This is a genomic window from Pseudomonas putida (assembly GCF_004357765.1).
Lineage (GTDB): Bacteria > Pseudomonadota > Gammaproteobacteria > Pseudomonadales > Pseudomonadaceae > Aquipseudomonas > Aquipseudomonas putida_U.
On record NZ_SMTE01000001.1, the window covers coordinates 370,835 to 386,596 of the forward strand.

At 64.8% G+C, this 15,762-nt stretch carries 18 protein-coding genes; all 18 read right to left on the bottom strand.

Translation table 11 applies throughout. The annotated features are described in order from the left end of the window. Positions 1–439: 439 nt before the first annotated feature. Positions 440–1,282, bottom strand: a complete 843-nt coding sequence (locus tag E2H86_RS01680) for a CsgG/HfaB family protein (RefSeq protein WP_133324124.1) — start codon at positions 1,280–1,282, stop codon at positions 440–442. A gap of 35 nt (positions 1,283–1,317) precedes the next feature. Next, on the bottom strand, positions 1,318–1,731 hold the full coding sequence (locus E2H86_RS01685; RefSeq protein WP_133324125.1) for a curli assembly protein CsgF: 414 nt from the start codon (positions 1,729–1,731) through the stop codon (positions 1,318–1,320). Then, the gene (gene csgE, locus E2H86_RS01690; protein WP_133324126.1) at positions 1,728–2,129 is read right to left on the bottom strand and encodes a curli production assembly/transport protein CsgE; all 402 of its coding nucleotides are present in this window, start codon (positions 2,127–2,129) and stop codon (positions 1,728–1,730) included. Before csgE ends, E2H86_RS01685 begins: the two co-directional genes overlap by 4 nt. Further along, a complete protein-coding gene (locus tag E2H86_RS01695) occupies positions 2,126–2,653 on the bottom strand; it encodes a type II secretion system protein (RefSeq protein WP_133324127.1) in 528 nt (175 codons plus the stop codon). The genes csgE and E2H86_RS01695 overlap by 4 nt, the downstream gene beginning before the upstream one ends. Further along, positions 2,628–3,002, bottom strand: a complete 375-nt coding sequence (locus E2H86_RS01700; protein ID WP_133324128.1) for a type II secretion system protein — start codon at positions 3,000–3,002, stop codon at positions 2,628–2,630. Before E2H86_RS01700 ends, E2H86_RS01695 begins: the two co-directional genes overlap by 26 nt. A gap of 5 nt (positions 3,003–3,007) precedes the next feature. Then, complete coding sequence (locus tag E2H86_RS01705) at positions 3,008–3,481, bottom strand: type II secretion system protein (RefSeq protein ID WP_133324129.1); 474 nt, start codon at positions 3,479–3,481, stop codon at positions 3,008–3,010. Then, a complete protein-coding gene (locus tag E2H86_RS01710) occupies positions 3,478–5,340 on the bottom strand; it encodes a secretin N-terminal domain-containing protein (RefSeq protein ID WP_133324130.1) in 1,863 nt (620 codons plus the stop codon). The genes E2H86_RS01705 and E2H86_RS01710 overlap by 4 nt, the downstream gene beginning before the upstream one ends. Then, positions 5,337–5,849, bottom strand: a complete 513-nt coding sequence (locus E2H86_RS01715) for a hypothetical protein (RefSeq protein ID WP_133324131.1) — start codon at positions 5,847–5,849, stop codon at positions 5,337–5,339. Before E2H86_RS01715 ends, E2H86_RS01710 begins: the two co-directional genes overlap by 4 nt. Further along, complete coding sequence (pilO, locus tag E2H86_RS01720; RefSeq protein ID WP_133324132.1) at positions 5,849–6,412, bottom strand: type 4a pilus biogenesis protein PilO; 564 nt, start codon at positions 6,410–6,412, stop codon at positions 5,849–5,851. Before pilO ends, E2H86_RS01715 begins: the two co-directional genes overlap by 1 nt. Continuing rightward, the gene (locus tag E2H86_RS01725) at positions 6,399–6,941 is read right to left on the bottom strand and encodes a PilN domain-containing protein (RefSeq protein WP_133324133.1); all 543 of its coding nucleotides are present in this window, start codon (positions 6,939–6,941) and stop codon (positions 6,399–6,401) included. The genes pilO and E2H86_RS01725 overlap by 14 nt, the downstream gene beginning before the upstream one ends. 1 nt (position 6,942) lies before the next feature. Continuing rightward, positions 6,943–7,737: a hypothetical protein gene (locus E2H86_RS01730; protein ID WP_133324134.1), complete on the bottom strand. Its 795-nt coding sequence runs from the start codon at positions 7,735–7,737 to the stop codon at positions 6,943–6,945. Beyond that, a complete protein-coding gene (locus tag E2H86_RS01735) occupies positions 7,718–9,409 on the bottom strand; it encodes a GspE/PulE family protein (RefSeq protein ID WP_133324135.1) in 1,692 nt (563 codons plus the stop codon). Before E2H86_RS01735 ends, E2H86_RS01730 begins: the two co-directional genes overlap by 20 nt. 60 nt (positions 9,410–9,469) lie before the next feature. After that, the gene (locus E2H86_RS01740; protein WP_165976025.1) at positions 9,470–10,003 is read right to left on the bottom strand and encodes a response regulator; all 534 of its coding nucleotides are present in this window, start codon (positions 10,001–10,003) and stop codon (positions 9,470–9,472) included. A 239-nt stretch (positions 10,004–10,242) separates the two neighbouring features. Continuing rightward, on the bottom strand, positions 10,243–10,887 hold the full coding sequence (locus E2H86_RS01745; RefSeq protein ID WP_133324137.1) for a SurA N-terminal domain-containing protein: 645 nt from the start codon (positions 10,885–10,887) through the stop codon (positions 10,243–10,245). A 12-nt stretch (positions 10,888–10,899) separates the two neighbouring features. Further along, complete coding sequence (locus E2H86_RS01750; protein WP_419183275.1) at positions 10,900–12,405, bottom strand: ABC transporter substrate-binding protein; 1,506 nt, start codon at positions 12,403–12,405, stop codon at positions 10,900–10,902. A 41-nt stretch (positions 12,406–12,446) separates the two neighbouring features. Then, positions 12,447–13,115, bottom strand: a complete 669-nt coding sequence (locus tag E2H86_RS01755) for an SCO family protein (RefSeq protein ID WP_133324138.1) — start codon at positions 13,113–13,115, stop codon at positions 12,447–12,449. Then, a complete protein-coding gene (locus E2H86_RS01760) occupies positions 13,112–13,780 on the bottom strand; it encodes an SCO family protein (protein ID WP_133324139.1) in 669 nt (222 codons plus the stop codon). The genes E2H86_RS01755 and E2H86_RS01760 overlap by 4 nt, the downstream gene beginning before the upstream one ends. Continuing rightward, a complete protein-coding gene (locus tag E2H86_RS01765; RefSeq protein ID WP_133324140.1) occupies positions 13,777–15,756 on the bottom strand; it encodes a cytochrome D1 domain-containing protein in 1,980 nt (659 codons plus the stop codon). Before E2H86_RS01765 ends, E2H86_RS01760 begins: the two co-directional genes overlap by 4 nt. Positions 15,757–15,762: the final 6 nt, after the last annotated feature.

The following is a 15,762-nucleotide window of genomic DNA, read 5'->3' on the forward strand; positions in this document are numbered from 1 at the left end:
AGGGTCCGATAAGCCTTTTGTCATTGTGATTCAATGGAGCCGCCACAGATCGCTACCAAACGAATGGGTGACGGCTGTACGCAGGTTGGTAGACCGGGAATCAAGGAAACCGGCGCGCACGAAGGCGCCCTACGCACAGCCGCCATAAAACGAAACAGCGGACACAAAAAAAGCGCCGACTGTATCGCAATGGGGGCGCTTATGCGCCTTGATTGATCGCGGGCTACCAAACCCGGCTGCTGAATTTGCAACAGCCGGGAAAGGCTACCCATGTCGGCCAGGCGTTTCAAGGTAAGGATTTCGATAGAGACATTTCCGGCGTCGCTCTCGGCCCATTCCCGGGCAAGCCCGCTCCCACAAGTACTGCGCACTCTTTAAACGTGCGGTGAACCTGTGGGAGCGGGCCGCGAATGGGGCGGTGCAGGCAACCGTCGCCCCTCTACTCTTGCTGGTACTGGCTCAGGTACTTGTCCACCGTGGCCTTGCCATCTGCCGTATCCCCCGCCACCTGCCACAACCGCCGTTCGATCCCCTGAGCCAGCAGGTGCCCCACCGCCGCCTCGATGGCCGAAAGCACGCACAGTTGCGCCGGCTCGTTGGTGGTGTAGCCGACCTCCGCTTCCAGCAGCTTCTTGAACTCGATGAACTTGAACACCCCAGCGCTACGGCCCACCGAATAAATGGTCTTGCTGGTCATCACGTTGGCCAGCACCTGCCCGGTGCGCACATCCACCGCACGCAGGTTGACCGTCACCTGATCGACCCGGTATTCGCGGGAGATGTCGATGCCCAGGTAGCGAGCGCCCTCCCCGCCGCTGCGCACGTTGGTGTCATAAGCGATGATGCCGCCTTCGAGCATCAGGTTGGCCGCCTGCAGCGGTGGTAGTTCGCCCATGATGTTCTCAGGCACGTCGGGCTTCTTCTGCGAGGCGCGAATGATCTTGCGCTCGGTCAGCAGGTTCTGCAGCCCTTCACGCTCCAGCACCACGAACCAGCCACTGGCACTCAAGGCGTCCATCAGCATGCTTGCCGCACCCTGGGTGACGCTGGTGGAGAACGAGCTGGCCGGAGTCGGCTTGTACTGCCCGGTCTGGTCACGGAAGCCGTACACCACGGCCATCAGGCGACCTTTGGGGCGTGGCATATTGATCAGGTCGTAGTAGGTCGAGGCTCGCGGCGTCAGGGTAGGCGTTTCCGAATCCTGCTCGGCCGGCATTGGCTCACGCAGGCCGCAACCTTGCAGGGTGGCGAGGATCAGCAGGGTGCTCAGCAGACGTTTCATGGTGTTCTCTCCCCAAAAAAACTGGCCAGTCCCTCTCAGGGGTTCAGGCCGCTGACCTCGATGATCGAGATTTCCCCGGTCGCCCGGTCGGTGACCTTGATGCTCAGGGCACCCGAGTCGTCGATCACGTCGATCAGAAACGAATCGGTCGCCATGCTCCCGGTCTGGCCATTGCTGATGTTGTCCAGCAACTGCGACAACATCCTCGACTCCAACTGGTTGCTGAAACGCTCCAAGGCAGTCGTGCCGGAGAATGCCGAGGAGCGGTCCTTGAGGTCGGGGTCGTCATAGTCGTTCTGGGCCTGGGCGTTGTTGAGCAGCCACGTGCCATTGAGCGGGTTGCCACCGAAGGCCGGGTTGACCGGGGTGTACACCAGCTCGGTCGCCTGACTCGCACACGCGGTGGCCAGCAGGCAGGCAGCGATGCAGCGGGGAATGCAGGTGTTCATAGCTCGTCCCTCTCCAGATCGGTGGTGTCTTGCAGCAGGCGTTGCAGCTTGCGCTGGATGATCTGTTGCTTGACCAGGTCGGCGGCCGCGGTGGCCTCGTCTTTGAGTTCGGTGGTGTTGGGGGGCAGGAAGCGGCGGTACAGCACATCGCGCTCGTACTCCACGGTCACCAGGCTGCCCCAGCGGGCGTCGGGGCGCTCGCGCACCACCAGGTTGAAGTCCAGGCGGCTGGTCGCGCGCAGGCGGTCGGCGAAGTAGTAGTAGAAGTCATGACCGATGTGCGAAATGGTGTTGTCGACGATGAACCCCATCATCTCGCTCTCGCCGTTTTCCTGTGCGCGGCTCGGCAGCGGCACCAGCAGAGCCAGGGCCAGAGTCAGGATCACCAGGCGGCTCATGGTGCATCTCCACTGCGGCTGTGGCTCTGGGCGTCGGCAGCGCTGGCGGCGAAGGCCTGTTCGGCGACGAATTGCCAGTCACTGTAATGCTCCAGGCCTTCGAACCCCGACCATTGGCTGTCGAAGCCGCTGCGTTTGAACGGGGTCGCATCCGAGCGGCTGTGGATACCAGTGATACGCCCATCGATGGCACGTACCACACCCCATTCGTCGCTGCCGGTGATCGGATCCGGGTAGAGCCTGCGGATGTGCCGGCGGGCCTCGGGAAAACGATTGTCGACCAGCAGATCGGTGAGCTCCTGCGGGTACTGGGCCAACCCCGGCGAGGCCCGGTAGTAGCTGCGCAGAGCCTGGGCGTACTGGCCGCCGACCCACAGCAGCTGGCGCTCGTGCTCACGCTGGGCGACGCTGCTCCAGAGAGTGCCACTGGCGGCCAGGGCCACACTGCTGACTGCGATCAGCAACAACACGCCCAGGTAGGTGAACCCGGCGCAGGCCTTACCACTCTGCATAGAGGCTGCCATCACGCGCCCTCCCGGTTGCACCGCTCTTGATATCGGCAACCCCGCCGGCCACGCCCTCTGGCGGAGGCACCAGTTGCCAGGCGTCGCTGCGCTCGGTGATCGGATCCACCGGGGTGTTGCGCAGGTAGCGCCGTTCCACCAGTTGCTCAAGCGATTCGGGATACTGCCCGGTGTCGCCGTAGTAGTGGTCCAGCGCTTCACGCAACACCGCCAGGCTCTGGCGCAAGGTGGCCTCGCGGGAGCTTTCCAGGCTGTTGAAGTAGCGTGGCATGGCGATGGTCATCAGGGTGGAGATGATCGCCATGACCACCAGCAACTCGATCAGGGTGAAGCCTCGGCTGCGTTTCATGGCCGTCACCATTGCCCGTAGGGAATATTGTTGAGGCCTTTGCCACGGGCCTTGGAGTACACGTCGAACACGTCTTCGCCTTCGCGAGGGTTATCCGCTTCGCTGTCGTAGGCGCGCAGGCCCCAGCCGCCCTGGTCGTCGTCCTTGGCCGCCAGCAGTGGATCGTGGGGTATACGCCGCAGGAAGTAGAACTTGGCGCCCTTGGCGCTGCGGACATCGCGAACCCCATCGACCAGCACTTGCAGGTTCGGCGGGTAGCCGCTGGCATTGAGGCGCTTTTCGATGAAACCGGCATCGAACGCGCGCTTGTAGGCATCGATGGCATCGCGGATCTGGTACAGCGCCTCGCGCAACTGTTGTTCCTTGCCACGGCGCACCACGGTCTCGGTCAGCGGTGCGGCCATGCTGGCGAGCAGCCCGAGCAGTGCCAGGGTCAGCACCACTTCGATCAGGCTGAAACCGCGTTGTGCCCGTTTCATGGCCGTGGACTCACGGGGGCCGGGACCACGGCCATCTGGCTGTCGACCACCGGAGCGTTGTCATGCTCGTCGCTGGGCACGTCACGCACGGGCAACGGCGCCACCTGGCGCACCTGCAGGCTCGACTCGGTACCGGTGGCGAACTCCATGTCCGACGGGCTCTGGTACGGCAAGTTGCGCACGATGCGTGGGGTGATCGCCAGCACCAGCTCGGACTTGCTCATGTCGTCCTTGTTGCTGCCGAACAGCCGACCCAGGCCAGGGATGTCGCCCAATCCCGGGATCTTGTTGCCGCTGGCGTTGTGATCATTGCGCACCAAGCCGGCCAGGACCTGGGTTTCGCCGTCATGCAGGCGCAGGCTGGTCTGGGCGTTGCGGGTATCGACCTGAACCGGGATGGTGCCCTGACGGGTGGCTTCGAGGGGGGTAGCGTTGCTGACTTCCAACGCGACCTTGATCGCCACCTCGTTGTTCAGGTGCACGGTCGGTTGGACTTCAAGTTTGAGACCGACATCCAGGTAGGTGACGCTTTCGGTGATCACCGGCCCTTGGGTCGAGGGCACCGAGGTTGCGCTGATGATCGGCACCCGCTGGCCGATGTGGATGCGCGCCTGCTCGCGGTTGCTGACGCGGATCACCGGGCTGGCCAGGGTGTTGATGTCCTTGTCCTGAGCGTTGATCTTGGCTTGCGGAGCCGGCGAGATGCTGATGCGGCTGGAGTCGATGCCGCGCAGTTGATCGAGCACGCTGACCGATTGACCATCGGAAGTGAGTACGCCGAAGGTGTTCGGCCACTGCAGGCCAAGGTCGAGGATGCGCTGGGTGGCGACCTCCATCACCTCCACCTCCAGCACCACCTCGGGGTTGGACTGGTCCTGGGACTGCAGCAGTTTCTCGGCCATGCGCACGGCGTCGAGGGTGTCACGCATGGTGAGGGTGTTGAGACGCTCGTCGACGAACACATCGCGGGTCTTGAGCATGGTCTTGACCATGTTCAGCGCGGTGTTGGCGTCGATGCTGGTGAGGTAGAAGGTGCGCATGACCAGTTCCTGGTAGTCCTTGGTCTTTTGCGGCGAATCGGGATAGATCAGCAGGGTGTTGTCATTGACGATCTTCTGGCGCAGCTGGTTCTGTTCCAGCAGCAGCGCCACGGCGTCCTCGATGCGCACGTCGCGCACGAAGATGGTGGCTTTCATGTCCGGGCGCAGGTCCTTGTCGAAGATGAAGTTGATGCCGGCGACCTGGGACAGCACTTCGAAGATGGTTTTCAGGCCGGCATCGCGGAACTCCAAGGTGACCGGACGTTCGAGCTTGCTGCGCAGTTGCGGGAACGGCTGCGCGGTGCGCGCCTGGACGTTCTCGATGTCACTGCGCAGCATCATGCCTTTCTGATTCTGTGGGTCCAGGCGCAGCACTTCGCGCATGTAGCGCTCGGCACCGAACAGGTCGCCCTGACGCAGCGCCGCCTGGCCCAGGGCCACGCGTTCGTCGAGGGTGCGCATCAGTTCCAACTGACGGATGCCTTCCTGGGCGCGGCGGTTGTTCGGCTCGATGGTCAGCACCCGGCCATAGCCCATCCGGGCGCCGGCGAAGTCGTGGCGAATGCGGTCGCTGTCGGCCTGGGTCAACAGGGCCTCGACCGCGGCCTGACGGCCGTGGGCCAGGGCGATGTTGAGCTCGGTGTCGCGCGGGTCTTCGCGCAGGGCCTCTTCGAGGCGGGCGATGCCGGCCTCGTACTGGCCTTCCTTGATCAACTCGGCACTGTCCTCGCGGACCGCACTGGAGCCGCAGCCGGCAATCGCCGCACACAGCGCCAGGAGCACGAACGGAGCAGTCCTGCACGACTTCGATGACTTCATGGTGCGCTCCCTACAGACAAGGTCTGTGACTGATGCAAAGGCAGGTAAACCAGGTCCAGCTCATTGGCCGAGACTCTGTCGAGGCGGTAGGTGTCGTCGATCACGTCGCCCTGGCGCACGACGTAGAGCTTTTCGCCGCTTTGCAAAAAGATCTGCAGGTCGTCGCGGTCGCCCATGCGGCCGACGAACTGGAATGGCAGCAAGGGCGCAGACGGTGCGACCGCGACGGGCGGCGCAACCACCACCGGCTGTTCGGTGACCGTGGCCAGGGTTTGGGGTTTGCTCCATTGCTGGGCTGGGAAGAGATCGCGAGCGGCCTGTTGCGGCCCATTCGCGGCGGTTTGCCGCACCGATGAACCCGCTACAGACGACGCCTCACCTGTAGGAGCGGGTTTACCCGCGAACAGGGCCACCTCCTGCCCTTTGCCAAACCAATGCCCAGGCGCCCATGCCAGTGCCGCGCTGAGGCCAAGGAAGCCGCCCCACATCAGGACTCGTTGAGTGTTCATCACGACCTCGACAGGTAGAGGGTCATGCGCAGGCGGCCATTGAGTTCCCGGTCACCGATGCGTTTGCGTTGCAACTCCAGATCCTCCAGGACCAGGGTCGGCAACTGCCCGATCAGCCCGCGCAGGAAGCCGCGAATCTGCGGGTAGCTGCCGCGTACCGGCAGCACGATCTGATAACGCGCCAGCTGGGTCTTGGGATCGACACCCAGTGCGTACTCGCCGCGGGCCAGGCTGATGTGCTCGGCACTGGCCAGGTGGTAGAGCCGCTCGATCAGTTCGCTGGCCTCAGGCTGCCCGGGCAACTGCTGGCGCAAGTTGTCCAGGGCCTGTTGTTCGGGCTTGACGGCGACCTTCAGTTCGCCGCGTTTGACCCGTTCCACCTGGGCGCTGGCATCGGCCTCGCTGGCACGCAGTTCGCGCACCGCCTGCCACTGCGGCAGCACCCCAGCCAACGCCACGCCCAAGGCCAAGGTGGCAACGGCGACGGCACCCAGTCCGACCGGGCCGACCCGGTGCAACTGCTCGAGCAGAATCAGACTGTTCAACGAATCAGGGACGCGCATGGCGGGTCTCCCAGGTGGCGGTGAGAGTGAAGCGCACGGGATGCTCGGGCTGGCTGGTCATCACTTCATGGTTGAGCAGCGACACGTCACTCAGCTCGGCGCTGCGTTCCAGGCGTTGGTGATAGGCCAGCATGGCCTCGAGGTTGCGCGCCTCGGCGGCGATGCGGATCTGGCCCTTGCGTGCGTCCGGGGTGAGGCTGAGCAGCGCCACGTCTTCCTGGGGCTGCGCTTCGAGCATGGCGAACAGTTGCTGCCAGGGCCGTTGCAGTTGTTGGGAGACATTGCGCATCTGCGCCAACTGCTCGGCCTGTTCCCGGCTGGCTGCGCTGCTTTGCGGCGCGGCGGTGGCTGGACGCCGGCCCAACTGCGTCTCCAGGCCATGGACGCGGTCCTCCAGGGCGACTTGCTCGGCCTGCAGGCGCTGCTGCAGCAGGATCAGCGCTACTAGCCCGGCACCCGCCAGGGCCAACAGCGCCCAGGCCAAGGGCCCGCTGCGTCGAGGCTGGAACTCCAGGTCAAGGCGGCGCATTTCAGGCCACCGCCCGCCACATGGCGCACAGCGGGTCGCTGTCAGCCGCCGGTTGGCACAGCTGCACCGCCGCCAGTTGCGCCATGTCGCGGCGGCCGGGCGCATGCAGATAGACCCGCGGCAGGTGATCGCCATACAGCTCGCAGGTACGCTCGATGAGCGCCTGCAAGGCCTGATCGGTGTCCGCGCTTCCCTGGGCCAGTACCTGCTGCCAAACCCCTCCGGCGGCGAGCAGGAGCACGCTGCGGCGTGGCTCGGCGAGCACGAAGAGGAAGTCGCCCTCCTCGACCTGCGCCGAGCAGCGGTTGTAGGCCGCCATCAGATAAGGCTGCACCGAACGCAGGCGCAGGTGGCTTTCCCGGCCCAGCGCCTGCAGGCCTTGCAACAGCGCCTCGGGCACTGCCGTGGCGATACGCGCGGCACCGGCAGCCTCTGGCGAAAGCACGATACGCCAGTCATCCAAGGGCTGGCCGTAGAGGTTCTCGAAGCAGCCGCGGGCATAGGCCTGCAGCTCACCTGGCTGGCCGATGGCATCGCTCCAGGGTACCAGGCAGAAGCGGCTGTAGCGGGCCGACAGCAATACCCGCAACTGGCCACGGCGTACTCCATGCTCGCCGAGCAGCTCGGCGAGTGCCTGCAGCGCGGTTTCCCAGGCCGGTTGCCCGGCATCACAGGTAAATGCGCGGCTGCCCAGCCACTGATGGCGGTGGTGATGCCAGAGCCCAAGACCGACGCCCTCGGCACCCAGTACGGCGCTGTATTGGTAAGCGCCACGATCAAGCGATAAATGTGACACGGTTGATCTCCTCAAGCGTGGTGCGACCCTCGCGGACCAAGTCCAGGGCCGAGGCTCGCAGCAGACGCAGGCCGCGCTGGCAGGCCAGCGACTTGATCTGCGACAGGGGGCGGCGTTCGACGATCATTTGCCGCAGGTCGTCGTCCAGGTGAAGCAGTTCGGCGATGGCGCTGCGTCCGCGATAGCCACTGCCGCGGCATTGGCCACAGCCTTGGGCGCGAACGAAGGACCAGCCGGCGACCGCTTCGCGGGTCAGGCCCGAGGCGGTCAAAGTCTCGTCATCGACTTCGCAGGGCGTACAGCAGTGCGGGCAGGCCAGGCGGATCAGGCGCTGGGCGAGCACGGCGTTGAGCGCCGAAACGAAGCTGTAGGGATCGACCTGCATCTGGCTGAAGCGGCCGATGACATCGAAGACGTTGTTGGCGTGGATGGTGGTGAATACCAGGTGGCCGGTGAGCGCCGACTGCACGGCGATCTGGGCGGTGTCCGGGTCACGGATCTCACCGACCAGGATCTTGTCCGGGTCATGGCGCAGGATCGAGCGCAGGCCTCGGGCGAAAGTCAGGCCTTTCTTCTCGTTGACCGGAATCTGCAGCACCCCGGGCAGTTGGTACTCGACCGGGTCCTCGATGGTGATGATCTTGTCCACGCCGTGGTTGATCTCGCTGATCATGGCGTACAGGGTGGTGGTCTTGCCGCTGCCGGTGGGGCCGGTGACCAAGATCATGCCGTAGGGCTCGGCGGCGAGCCGGCGCAGGGCCTTGAGGGTATGCTCGGCAAAGCCCAGGGCCTGCAATTGCACACCACTGACACGATCGGACAGGTCCTGCTTGTCGAGCACCCGCAGGACGGCGTCTTCGCCGAAGATGCTGGGCATGATCGAAACCCGAAAATCGATCTGGCGATCGCCCACGGCTACCTTGAACCGGCCATCCTGGGGCACACGCTTCTCGCCAATGTCGAGTTCGGCCATGACCTTGATCCGCGAGATCACCTGGTCGGCGAAGGCACTGCCACTGGCCTTGCCGGCGGCGTTGAGCACGCCGTCGATGCGGTACTTGATGGTCAGCCCCTGTCCGGTCATGCCTAGGTGGATGTCGCTGGCGTGCTGCTTGAGCGCGTCGTACAGCGTCGAATTGACCAGCTTGACAACGCGGCTCTGATCCTCGCTGATGCTGGTCAGCGACAGACGCTGCAGGGGGTCGCTTTCGCTCCCGCTCTCGGCGTCGTGGTCGAGTGCATCGACGGCATGGAAGCTTTCTTCGTGACGGGCCAGAAAAGTGGCGATGTCGGCGGCGTGGGCCAGGTACAGCGGCGCGCCTTGCAGCACGTCGTCGATCCAGGCCAGGCGGGCGTGGTCGAAGGGGTCGGCGAACACACCGAGCACCTGCCCGGCCTGTTCGACCAGAATGAATTCGCGCTTCAGGCACTGGGCCAGGCTGACCTTGTCGAAGCACGGCGTGCTGCACAGCAGGGTCTGGCTATCGAGCACGGGGTAATGCAGGGTGGCGCCCAGACGGTGAGTGAAGGTGTCGGGAGTGTCGGCTGCCAGCCGTTCCAGGCAGCTGAGCAGGCGTTCGTCGGCGGCTTGCAGGCGGGCCTGGGCCAACAGCTCACGGGGGTAGCCGGACAACTGCTGGGCCGAAACACTGCGTGGAAGGACTTCGGACATGGCCTGCGACTCCGCTCAGGGGCGCGTCGCAGGCTGGCTCGGTCAGGGCTGCGGGCGCCGCTATTCCCCAGTGAGCAGTTGGTCGTCGTCAGGTCCAGGGGGCTTGCCGCCATTACGGCGGCGGTCGGCCAGGACCCAGCTACCATCGAACAGCTGCAGGGGGAACGATTCGTTCCTGGTCTGGCGTCGTTCGACGAACCCTTCGGCCGGGTTGTCCGTGGCCCTGCGCTGATGCTCGATGCCCATCAGGTCGAAGACTGCGCGGGCCAGTTCCACCATGGGGAACGGCTTGAACAGGACATGGCTGACACCCAGTTCGGCGGCCCGCTCACGGACCTCGGCGGTCGGGTGGGCGGTGATCAGCACGAAATGGCACTGCCTGCTCCTGCGCACGGTCTCGAGGACCTGAAAACCCTCCATGTCGGGCAAACGGTAATCCAGCACAATGACATCCGGTGCCAGCGTCTCAGCCAGGCTGATACCACTGGCCCCCTCGTGGGCGACATCAACTTCCAGGCCTTGCGCCTGCAGATACGCTTGCAGATTCTGCGCAAGGGTCTGTTCGTCATCGACTACCAATACTCTGTTCACCAAGGCCCACTCCCAAGAACTTCCCGGTTACCCGATCTGCGAAGTGCGGCCTTGTAGAGGCTTGAGCAGGCTTCGTGCCAGGCATGAATAGTCATCGCACACCACTTGCAACTGATTGATTCTTATCGTTTTACTCAGAGTCTTTGTCGCACGCCAGCACCCCGTTCCCCACATCCGGGGGAGCTGATGGCACATTGCCAAACCGCGATTCCCCATTAGTGGGGCAATCCATGACGGCGGGCTCAATCGGCAACCTCCACTGTAGCGGATTGGCGCAAACGTTGGCGCACCGCCTGACGTGCCTGGCCCTGTAATTGACCGATGAGCGCGGCCCTGGCCAGCGCCAGACCCTGTTCTGTTATGACAGAAGCGTTATCACTTTGGTTCTGCATTCCTTGCAACCTGTCCCGATTGACCTGATAAAAGGCTTCCACGTCCGCCTGTGTAGGTTCGGCGACCTCGCTGAGTTGCGCGTAGACCTGCTGGGCAGCCAACTCATGGCGGGTATAGTCAGCGTACTCTGCCCGAGTGAAGCCTGCTTGCGCCAGCTTCCGTTCGAAAATCGCCGGGCTACCGAACGCGGCCTCCAGTTGGCCGACCTGAGCCCCGACCTGTTCATCGCTGACGCTGATACCCTGGCGCTGGGCCTCCTGCCAAAGTAATTCCTTGTCGATCAGCTCGTCCAGGGCTTGGTCGCGCAAACGCTTGTACAACGTCGGGTTACGGATACTGCCCAGGGCCCGCCCCTGGGCATCGAGGTATTCACTGAAGTAACGCTCCAGGCGCAACAGGCCGATTTCCACGCCATTGACCCGAGCTACGGCGACTTCCTCGGCGCAACCAGCTGCGGACACCAGCAGCAACAGGCACATCATCAGACTCCGCATGGCAACCTCCATTCACCGGGCATCCGGCACTCGACGGTAGGGGGTGATGGACGTGAAACGCGGGCCAGGCAACGACACGCTCACGACATGGGCACCGGCCAGCGCCTCCCGACGCCCCGGGCCGAACGCCAGCGCAGGCGTTAACCCCGTATCAATGTCGTGCAAGCCTTCCAAGGCGCTGACCAGGCGCTCGCGACTGGCGTCGCGACCGATTTGCTTGAGCGCCTCGGTCAGCAGGCGCAAGGCGCACAAGGTGTTGACCTGCAAGGCTGCCTCGCGCCGATCCAGGCCCTGGCGTTGCTGCAGGCCCGCCAGGCTCGCCAGGCCCTGCTCGGTCCAGTCACCGGGTACATAGGGATACGCCAGCAGTACCCGCTGCGACCATGGCTCGGCCAGCCCTGAGAGCGCGCCCGCGACCTGGCTTGAAGCCGCCAACAGGTAAGGCTGATGACCGGCTGCCTGCAAGCTCGCCGCCAGCTCGGAAAACGCTTGGGCGCGCCCGAGGAAGACGATGCCCTGGGCCTCTACTGGCTGGCCGTCGAACATCGTCACCGGCGCCACCGACCAGCCCTGGGCTTGCAGGCGCGACCGCACCTGTTCGGCAAGGTCCGCCTGGTCGAGGCCGGCATACACCACGCGCAGGCCGTCCTCTGCCAGGCCGAGGCCCTCACGGGCATAGGTCGCCAGGCTCAGCAACTGGGTCGGTAGCGCAGGCATCGGATCGAAGATCTGCGCGCTGCTGGCGCCCGGCGGAGCACTGCCGACCAGCGGTACCGCCTGGGTTTCCAGCACCTGCGCAAGACGTTCATCGAGCATCGGGGCGATCGGGGCCACCAAGGCGAAGGCCCGCTGCTCGCCGATCAGGCGGTTCAGGGCCTGCTCGGCGCTGGCTTGGGTTTCACCGGGGTCCAGTACCACCAGCTGCAGCTGGCGTCCGTGGATACCGCCGTGCTGGTTGAGTTGGGCCAGGCCGTCCTCCAACACCGCCCGCACGACCTGCCCGAGCCTGGCCATGGGACCCTGGCTCGGGAGCAAGGTGCCAAGGCGCAGCACGCCCTCCTCCACGCCCGGGTCGCGCTCATCGGCCAGGCGCTTGAGGTAGGCCGTCAGGTTGCGTTGGTCGGCCAGGGTCAGCTCGAAGCGTGGCATGGCCGGGTCCAGGCGATTGCCGGCCGGGTCGATGCCTTGTTGGATGGCCCGGGCCAGCGTGCTCTCCCGGTAGGCGGGATAACGGCGACCATTGACTTCACGCTCGTCCTGGCCGAGCGCCAAGCGTTGCCAGTCGAGGCTGGGCGGGCGTACCCCACCTTCGGCACGGCCCCGGCCATCGCTGCCATGACAGCTGGCGCAAGGCAGCACGGAAGCCGGCACGCTCATGTCGCTGACGCCCACGCGCGCCTGCAACTGCACGTCGCTGCTGGAGATACCCTGACGAAAAAGGCGCTTGCCGGCCAGCTCGTTCGGTGTCAGTTCCAGGGCCTGGGCTGGCCCCCCCAGCGCCAGACAAAGGCCCATCATCAGTGCTGGCAGGGTCACCGCCGCCTGCATGCCCATGGCAATCACCGCCCTGCCAGAGGTTGTGCCAGCAGCTGCATGCGCTGGGCGATCGCCACAGGCGGTGCATCCGGGCGAATCTTGCTCCAGCGCTTGCCCGCCACGTCCCCGGCGATCAATTGAGTCGAATGCTGTTCGGGGCTCGGCAAGAATTGGCCAACGCGACCCAGCACCAGATCGATACTTTCCTTGTCACCCGTGAGGAACAGCCAGTTGGGGCCATCGACGCCCTGCTGTTGGGCAAAAGCCTTGAGCACCTGCGGGGTATCGTTGAGCGGGTCGCTGCTGATCGACACGAACGTCACCTGTTCGGCCAGCGCCGGGCCCATCGCCTCGCGGACTTCGCGCAGCTTGCGGGTGATCAGCGGGCAGGCATCGGTACAGTGGGTGAAGATCACGTTGAGCATCACCACCTTGTCCTTGAGCACGTCGCTGTAGAAACGCACCTCGCGACCGTTCTGATCCTTGAGCACGGTGTCGGTGAACCAGGCCTGGGCATCGTGGGTGCCGCCGCCCCGGGTGATCGCCGGCGGCGCGGGCTGCGGGCTGGGCGCGACCGCTTGAGGTGCATGGCCCTCATGGGCGAAGGCCACCGCACTGAGGATCCACAGGCAAGCCACCAGGGCCAGCCAATCACTGCCGCTCAAGGTGGTACGGCCGGTCGTGCTGTTCATGGTTGCACCTCGTTGTGTTCGGCGATGGCGGTGCTCTTGGCATGCACTCGGCGGGCGCTGAGGCGATTGATCTCCTCGACCAGCACTGCCGGGTCGGTGAAACCGTAATAGCGGGTCCAATGCCCCGTGCGCCCGTCGCCGACAAGGATCAGTGGCGGATGCTGACTGAGGTCGGCGTTGAAGCTACCGAGGCCTTTCAGGGTTTCGGTGATGGCGTAGGGCGAGCCGGTCAGCCAACGCCAGCCAGGCCCGTGCTGGAAGGTTCTGGCATAGGCTTGCAAGCGCTTGGCGTCATCGCGTTGCGGATCGACGCTGATCGACACCAGCTGGACGTCATCCCCTACGCGACCGCCCAGTTGCTGCTGCACCTTGCCCATGATCGAGGAGACCACCGGGCACACCGTGGTACAGCTGGTATAGATGAAGCCCATGACCACCAGCCGATCACCCACCAACTCTTTTTCCAGGCGTACCGGCATGCCGTCCTGGTCGAGCAGCGACACATCGGCGAAGCGTACGTTGGCCTTTTCCTGGTGCAATGCCGGCGGCTGCGGCGCGCCGCCGGTGTGGTCGTGCCCGGCATGGGCGAATGCCAGCTGGGCGGACAGCAACAGCGGCAAGGTCAGGCTCAGAGACAGCAGCTTGCTAGCAGGCTTGATGTTCATCGCACACTCCTGATTTCACTGGGTTCGGCGCTAGAGGCTGATGCCGGCAGCACACGCAGGCTGGTGTAGTTTTCTTCGGCGAACTTGCGCCCCAGCGAAGGCGACTGCACGTGCAGGTACCAAGCGCCGGGGTCGTTCAAGGTCAGCGCGACCTGATAAACCCCCGTTTCGACCTCCTCCAGCGGCAACTCGCGGGGCATCGACGAGGGCGCCAGGAAGTAGCGCAGGTGCAGATCGCGCAGGCCCGCCCGGGGTTGCCCATCGGCACCGACGATGCGCACGCGGGCGGTGAAGGTGCTGTGTTGCGCCAGGGGTTTGTCCATGCCGATGAACTCGGCATGGCCGCCGCGGCGCCCTGCTGCATCCGATACCGCGGCCACCTCGGTGCTGAAGCAATGGATGATCTGCGGTTGGTTGAGCAGAAACGCCACGTCGAAGGTACCGGCCGCCGGCATCTTCACCGTCGAGCCATACACCCCCGGTGCCACCTCGCGCAGGCTGCGGTCGACGACGATCGCCGCACGGGCCTGATAGCCGCGGTTGTTGTAGCTGGACATCGGCGCATTCATGCCTTCGGCATAGAAGTAGGTGTTGTTATCCACCGGGTTGACCACGAACACCGAATTGTCATCGCGCGACACCGAGAGGCCCTGGGCCAGTGGCAGGTCACCGGCCTGGCGCGGCGCAGCGGGGCCAGCCTCGAAACCCTGGACGATGGGCTGACGACCTTCGCCGAGGCTGCTCAGGTTGATCATGCTGACCCTGGGCGAAGCCAGACCGCGCACATAGGCGTAGGCTTGGGTGAACACCAGTTGGTAGGGCTCGGCCGCCACCGGGATGCGGTGGATCACCCGGTCGGTGCTGGCATCGATGACCAGCGCCTGGTTCTCCAAGGTGTTCAGAGCGATACCATAGCGCCCGTCCTGGCTGAAGTTCATCGGTCCAAGGCCTTGTTCAGCCTTGACGATATGGCGCAGCTGGTGGCTGCGGGCGTCGAACACCCGTACCGTACCCTCCCGACCATCGGCCACGTACACCGCCTCGGAAAGGGCCGAATACGCGACCGAAAGCGGATGCGGCCCTACCGGTATGGACTTGAGCAGGCGCATCTCGGGGATGTCGATGACGCTCAGGGTGCCGCTGTCGCGGTTGCTGACAAAGGCATAGCGCGAGTCGCCACTGAAGGCGATTTCGTGATGCCCGCTGCCGGTGGCGAAGGTCTTGAGGGTGGTGCGCCCTGGCACGTCGATCACGGTAACGCCACTCTTGGCGGGATCGTCGCTGTTGTTGCCGACCCACAACCGGTGCTGGTTCGGTTGCAGGGCCACGCGCAGCGGGTACGCCCCGGCATCCAGGTCGGCCACGCGGGTGAAGGTTTCGGTGTCGATCACCGCCACCTTGCCGCGCTCGGGAATCGACACGAACACCTGTTTGTCGTCACTGGTGGCGGCCCAGTCCATTGGCTGACCGGGCAGTTCGATTCGCGCCAGGGTGCTGGTGACGCCACCCACCGACACCGTCGGGTCGATCACTGTCAGACTGGCGTCCTTGTTCAGCACCAGCAGGAAGTAGCTGTTGAGGTCCAGCAATGGCCGTGCGCCGATGCTGCTCTTGAGAAACAACGCCACCCGGGCTTTGCAGCTCTGGTCACGGCTGCCCGCCTGCGGCGCCGCTTGTGCCGGGTCTATCCATGCTCCTGGCGCCATGCCGGAGAGCGGCTGGCCGCTGGCCTGATCGCTGACCTTGAAGCGGATGTTGGCGAAATCGCCCTCGCGCAACACCTTGCCCGCCAGGGGTCGAGCCTCGAACTCCACGGTCAGGCCATCCCGGCTGAGCCGATGCAGCGCCTGCGGATCCTCAGGCGCCTGCAACAGCTCGCGTGGGTCGCACCAGAGCTTTTCGTAGGCCACCCCCAGGCCGATCAGCGCCACCCCCAACAACATCCCCAGGTACGCCGGGCGAGTCTTCTTGTTCATGCTCGC

Excerpts from the sequence above, each read along its gene's own strand:
- E2H86_RS01705 (WP_133324129.1), bottom strand. The coding sequence starts at position 3,481 with ATGAAACGGGCACAACGCGGTTTCAGCCTGATCGAAGTGGTGCTGACC.
- E2H86_RS01735 (WP_133324135.1), bottom strand. The coding sequence starts at position 9,409 with ATGTCCGAAGTCCTTCCACGCAGTGTTTCGGCCCAGCAGTTGTCCGGC.
- E2H86_RS01725 (WP_133324133.1), bottom strand. The coding sequence starts at position 6,941 with ATGCGCCGCCTTGACCTGGAGTTCCAGCCTCGACGCAGCGGGCCCTTG.
- E2H86_RS01765 (WP_133324140.1), bottom strand. The coding sequence starts at position 15,756 with ATGAACAAGAAGACTCGCCCGGCGTACCTGGGGATGTTGTTGGGGGTG.
- E2H86_RS01750 (WP_419183275.1), bottom strand. The coding sequence starts at position 12,405 with ATGATGGGCCTTTGTCTGGCGCTGGGGGGGCCAGCCCAGGCCCTGGAA.
- E2H86_RS01760 (WP_133324139.1), bottom strand. The coding sequence starts at position 13,780 with ATGAACATCAAGCCTGCTAGCAAGCTGCTGTCTCTGAGCCTGACCTTG.
- E2H86_RS01685 (WP_133324125.1), bottom strand. The coding sequence starts at position 1,731 with ATGAACACCTGCATTCCCCGCTGCATCGCTGCCTGCCTGCTGGCCACC.
- E2H86_RS01680 (WP_133324124.1), bottom strand. The coding sequence starts at position 1,282 with ATGAAACGTCTGCTGAGCACCCTGCTGATCCTCGCCACCCTGCAAGGT.
- E2H86_RS01745 (WP_133324137.1), bottom strand. The coding sequence starts at position 10,887 with ATGCGGAGTCTGATGATGTGCCTGTTGCTGCTGGTGTCCGCAGCTGGT.
- E2H86_RS01695 (WP_133324127.1), bottom strand. The coding sequence starts at position 2,653 with ATGGCAGCCTCTATGCAGAGTGGTAAGGCCTGCGCCGGGTTCACCTAC.
- E2H86_RS01700 (WP_133324128.1), bottom strand. The coding sequence starts at position 3,002 with ATGAAACGCAGCCGAGGCTTCACCCTGATCGAGTTGCTGGTGGTCATG.
- csgE (WP_133324126.1), bottom strand. The coding sequence starts at position 2,129 with ATGAGCCGCCTGGTGATCCTGACTCTGGCCCTGGCTCTGCTGGTGCCG.
- E2H86_RS01715 (WP_133324131.1), bottom strand. The coding sequence starts at position 5,849 with ATGAACACTCAACGAGTCCTGATGTGGGGCGGCTTCCTTGGCCTCAGC.
- E2H86_RS01755 (WP_133324138.1), bottom strand. The coding sequence starts at position 13,115 with ATGAACAGCACGACCGGCCGTACCACCTTGAGCGGCAGTGATTGGCTG.
- E2H86_RS01710 (WP_133324130.1), bottom strand. The coding sequence starts at position 5,340 with ATGAAGTCATCGAAGTCGTGCAGGACTGCTCCGTTCGTGCTCCTGGCG.
- pilO (WP_133324132.1), bottom strand. The coding sequence starts at position 6,412 with ATGCGCGTCCCTGATTCGTTGAACAGTCTGATTCTGCTCGAGCAGTTG.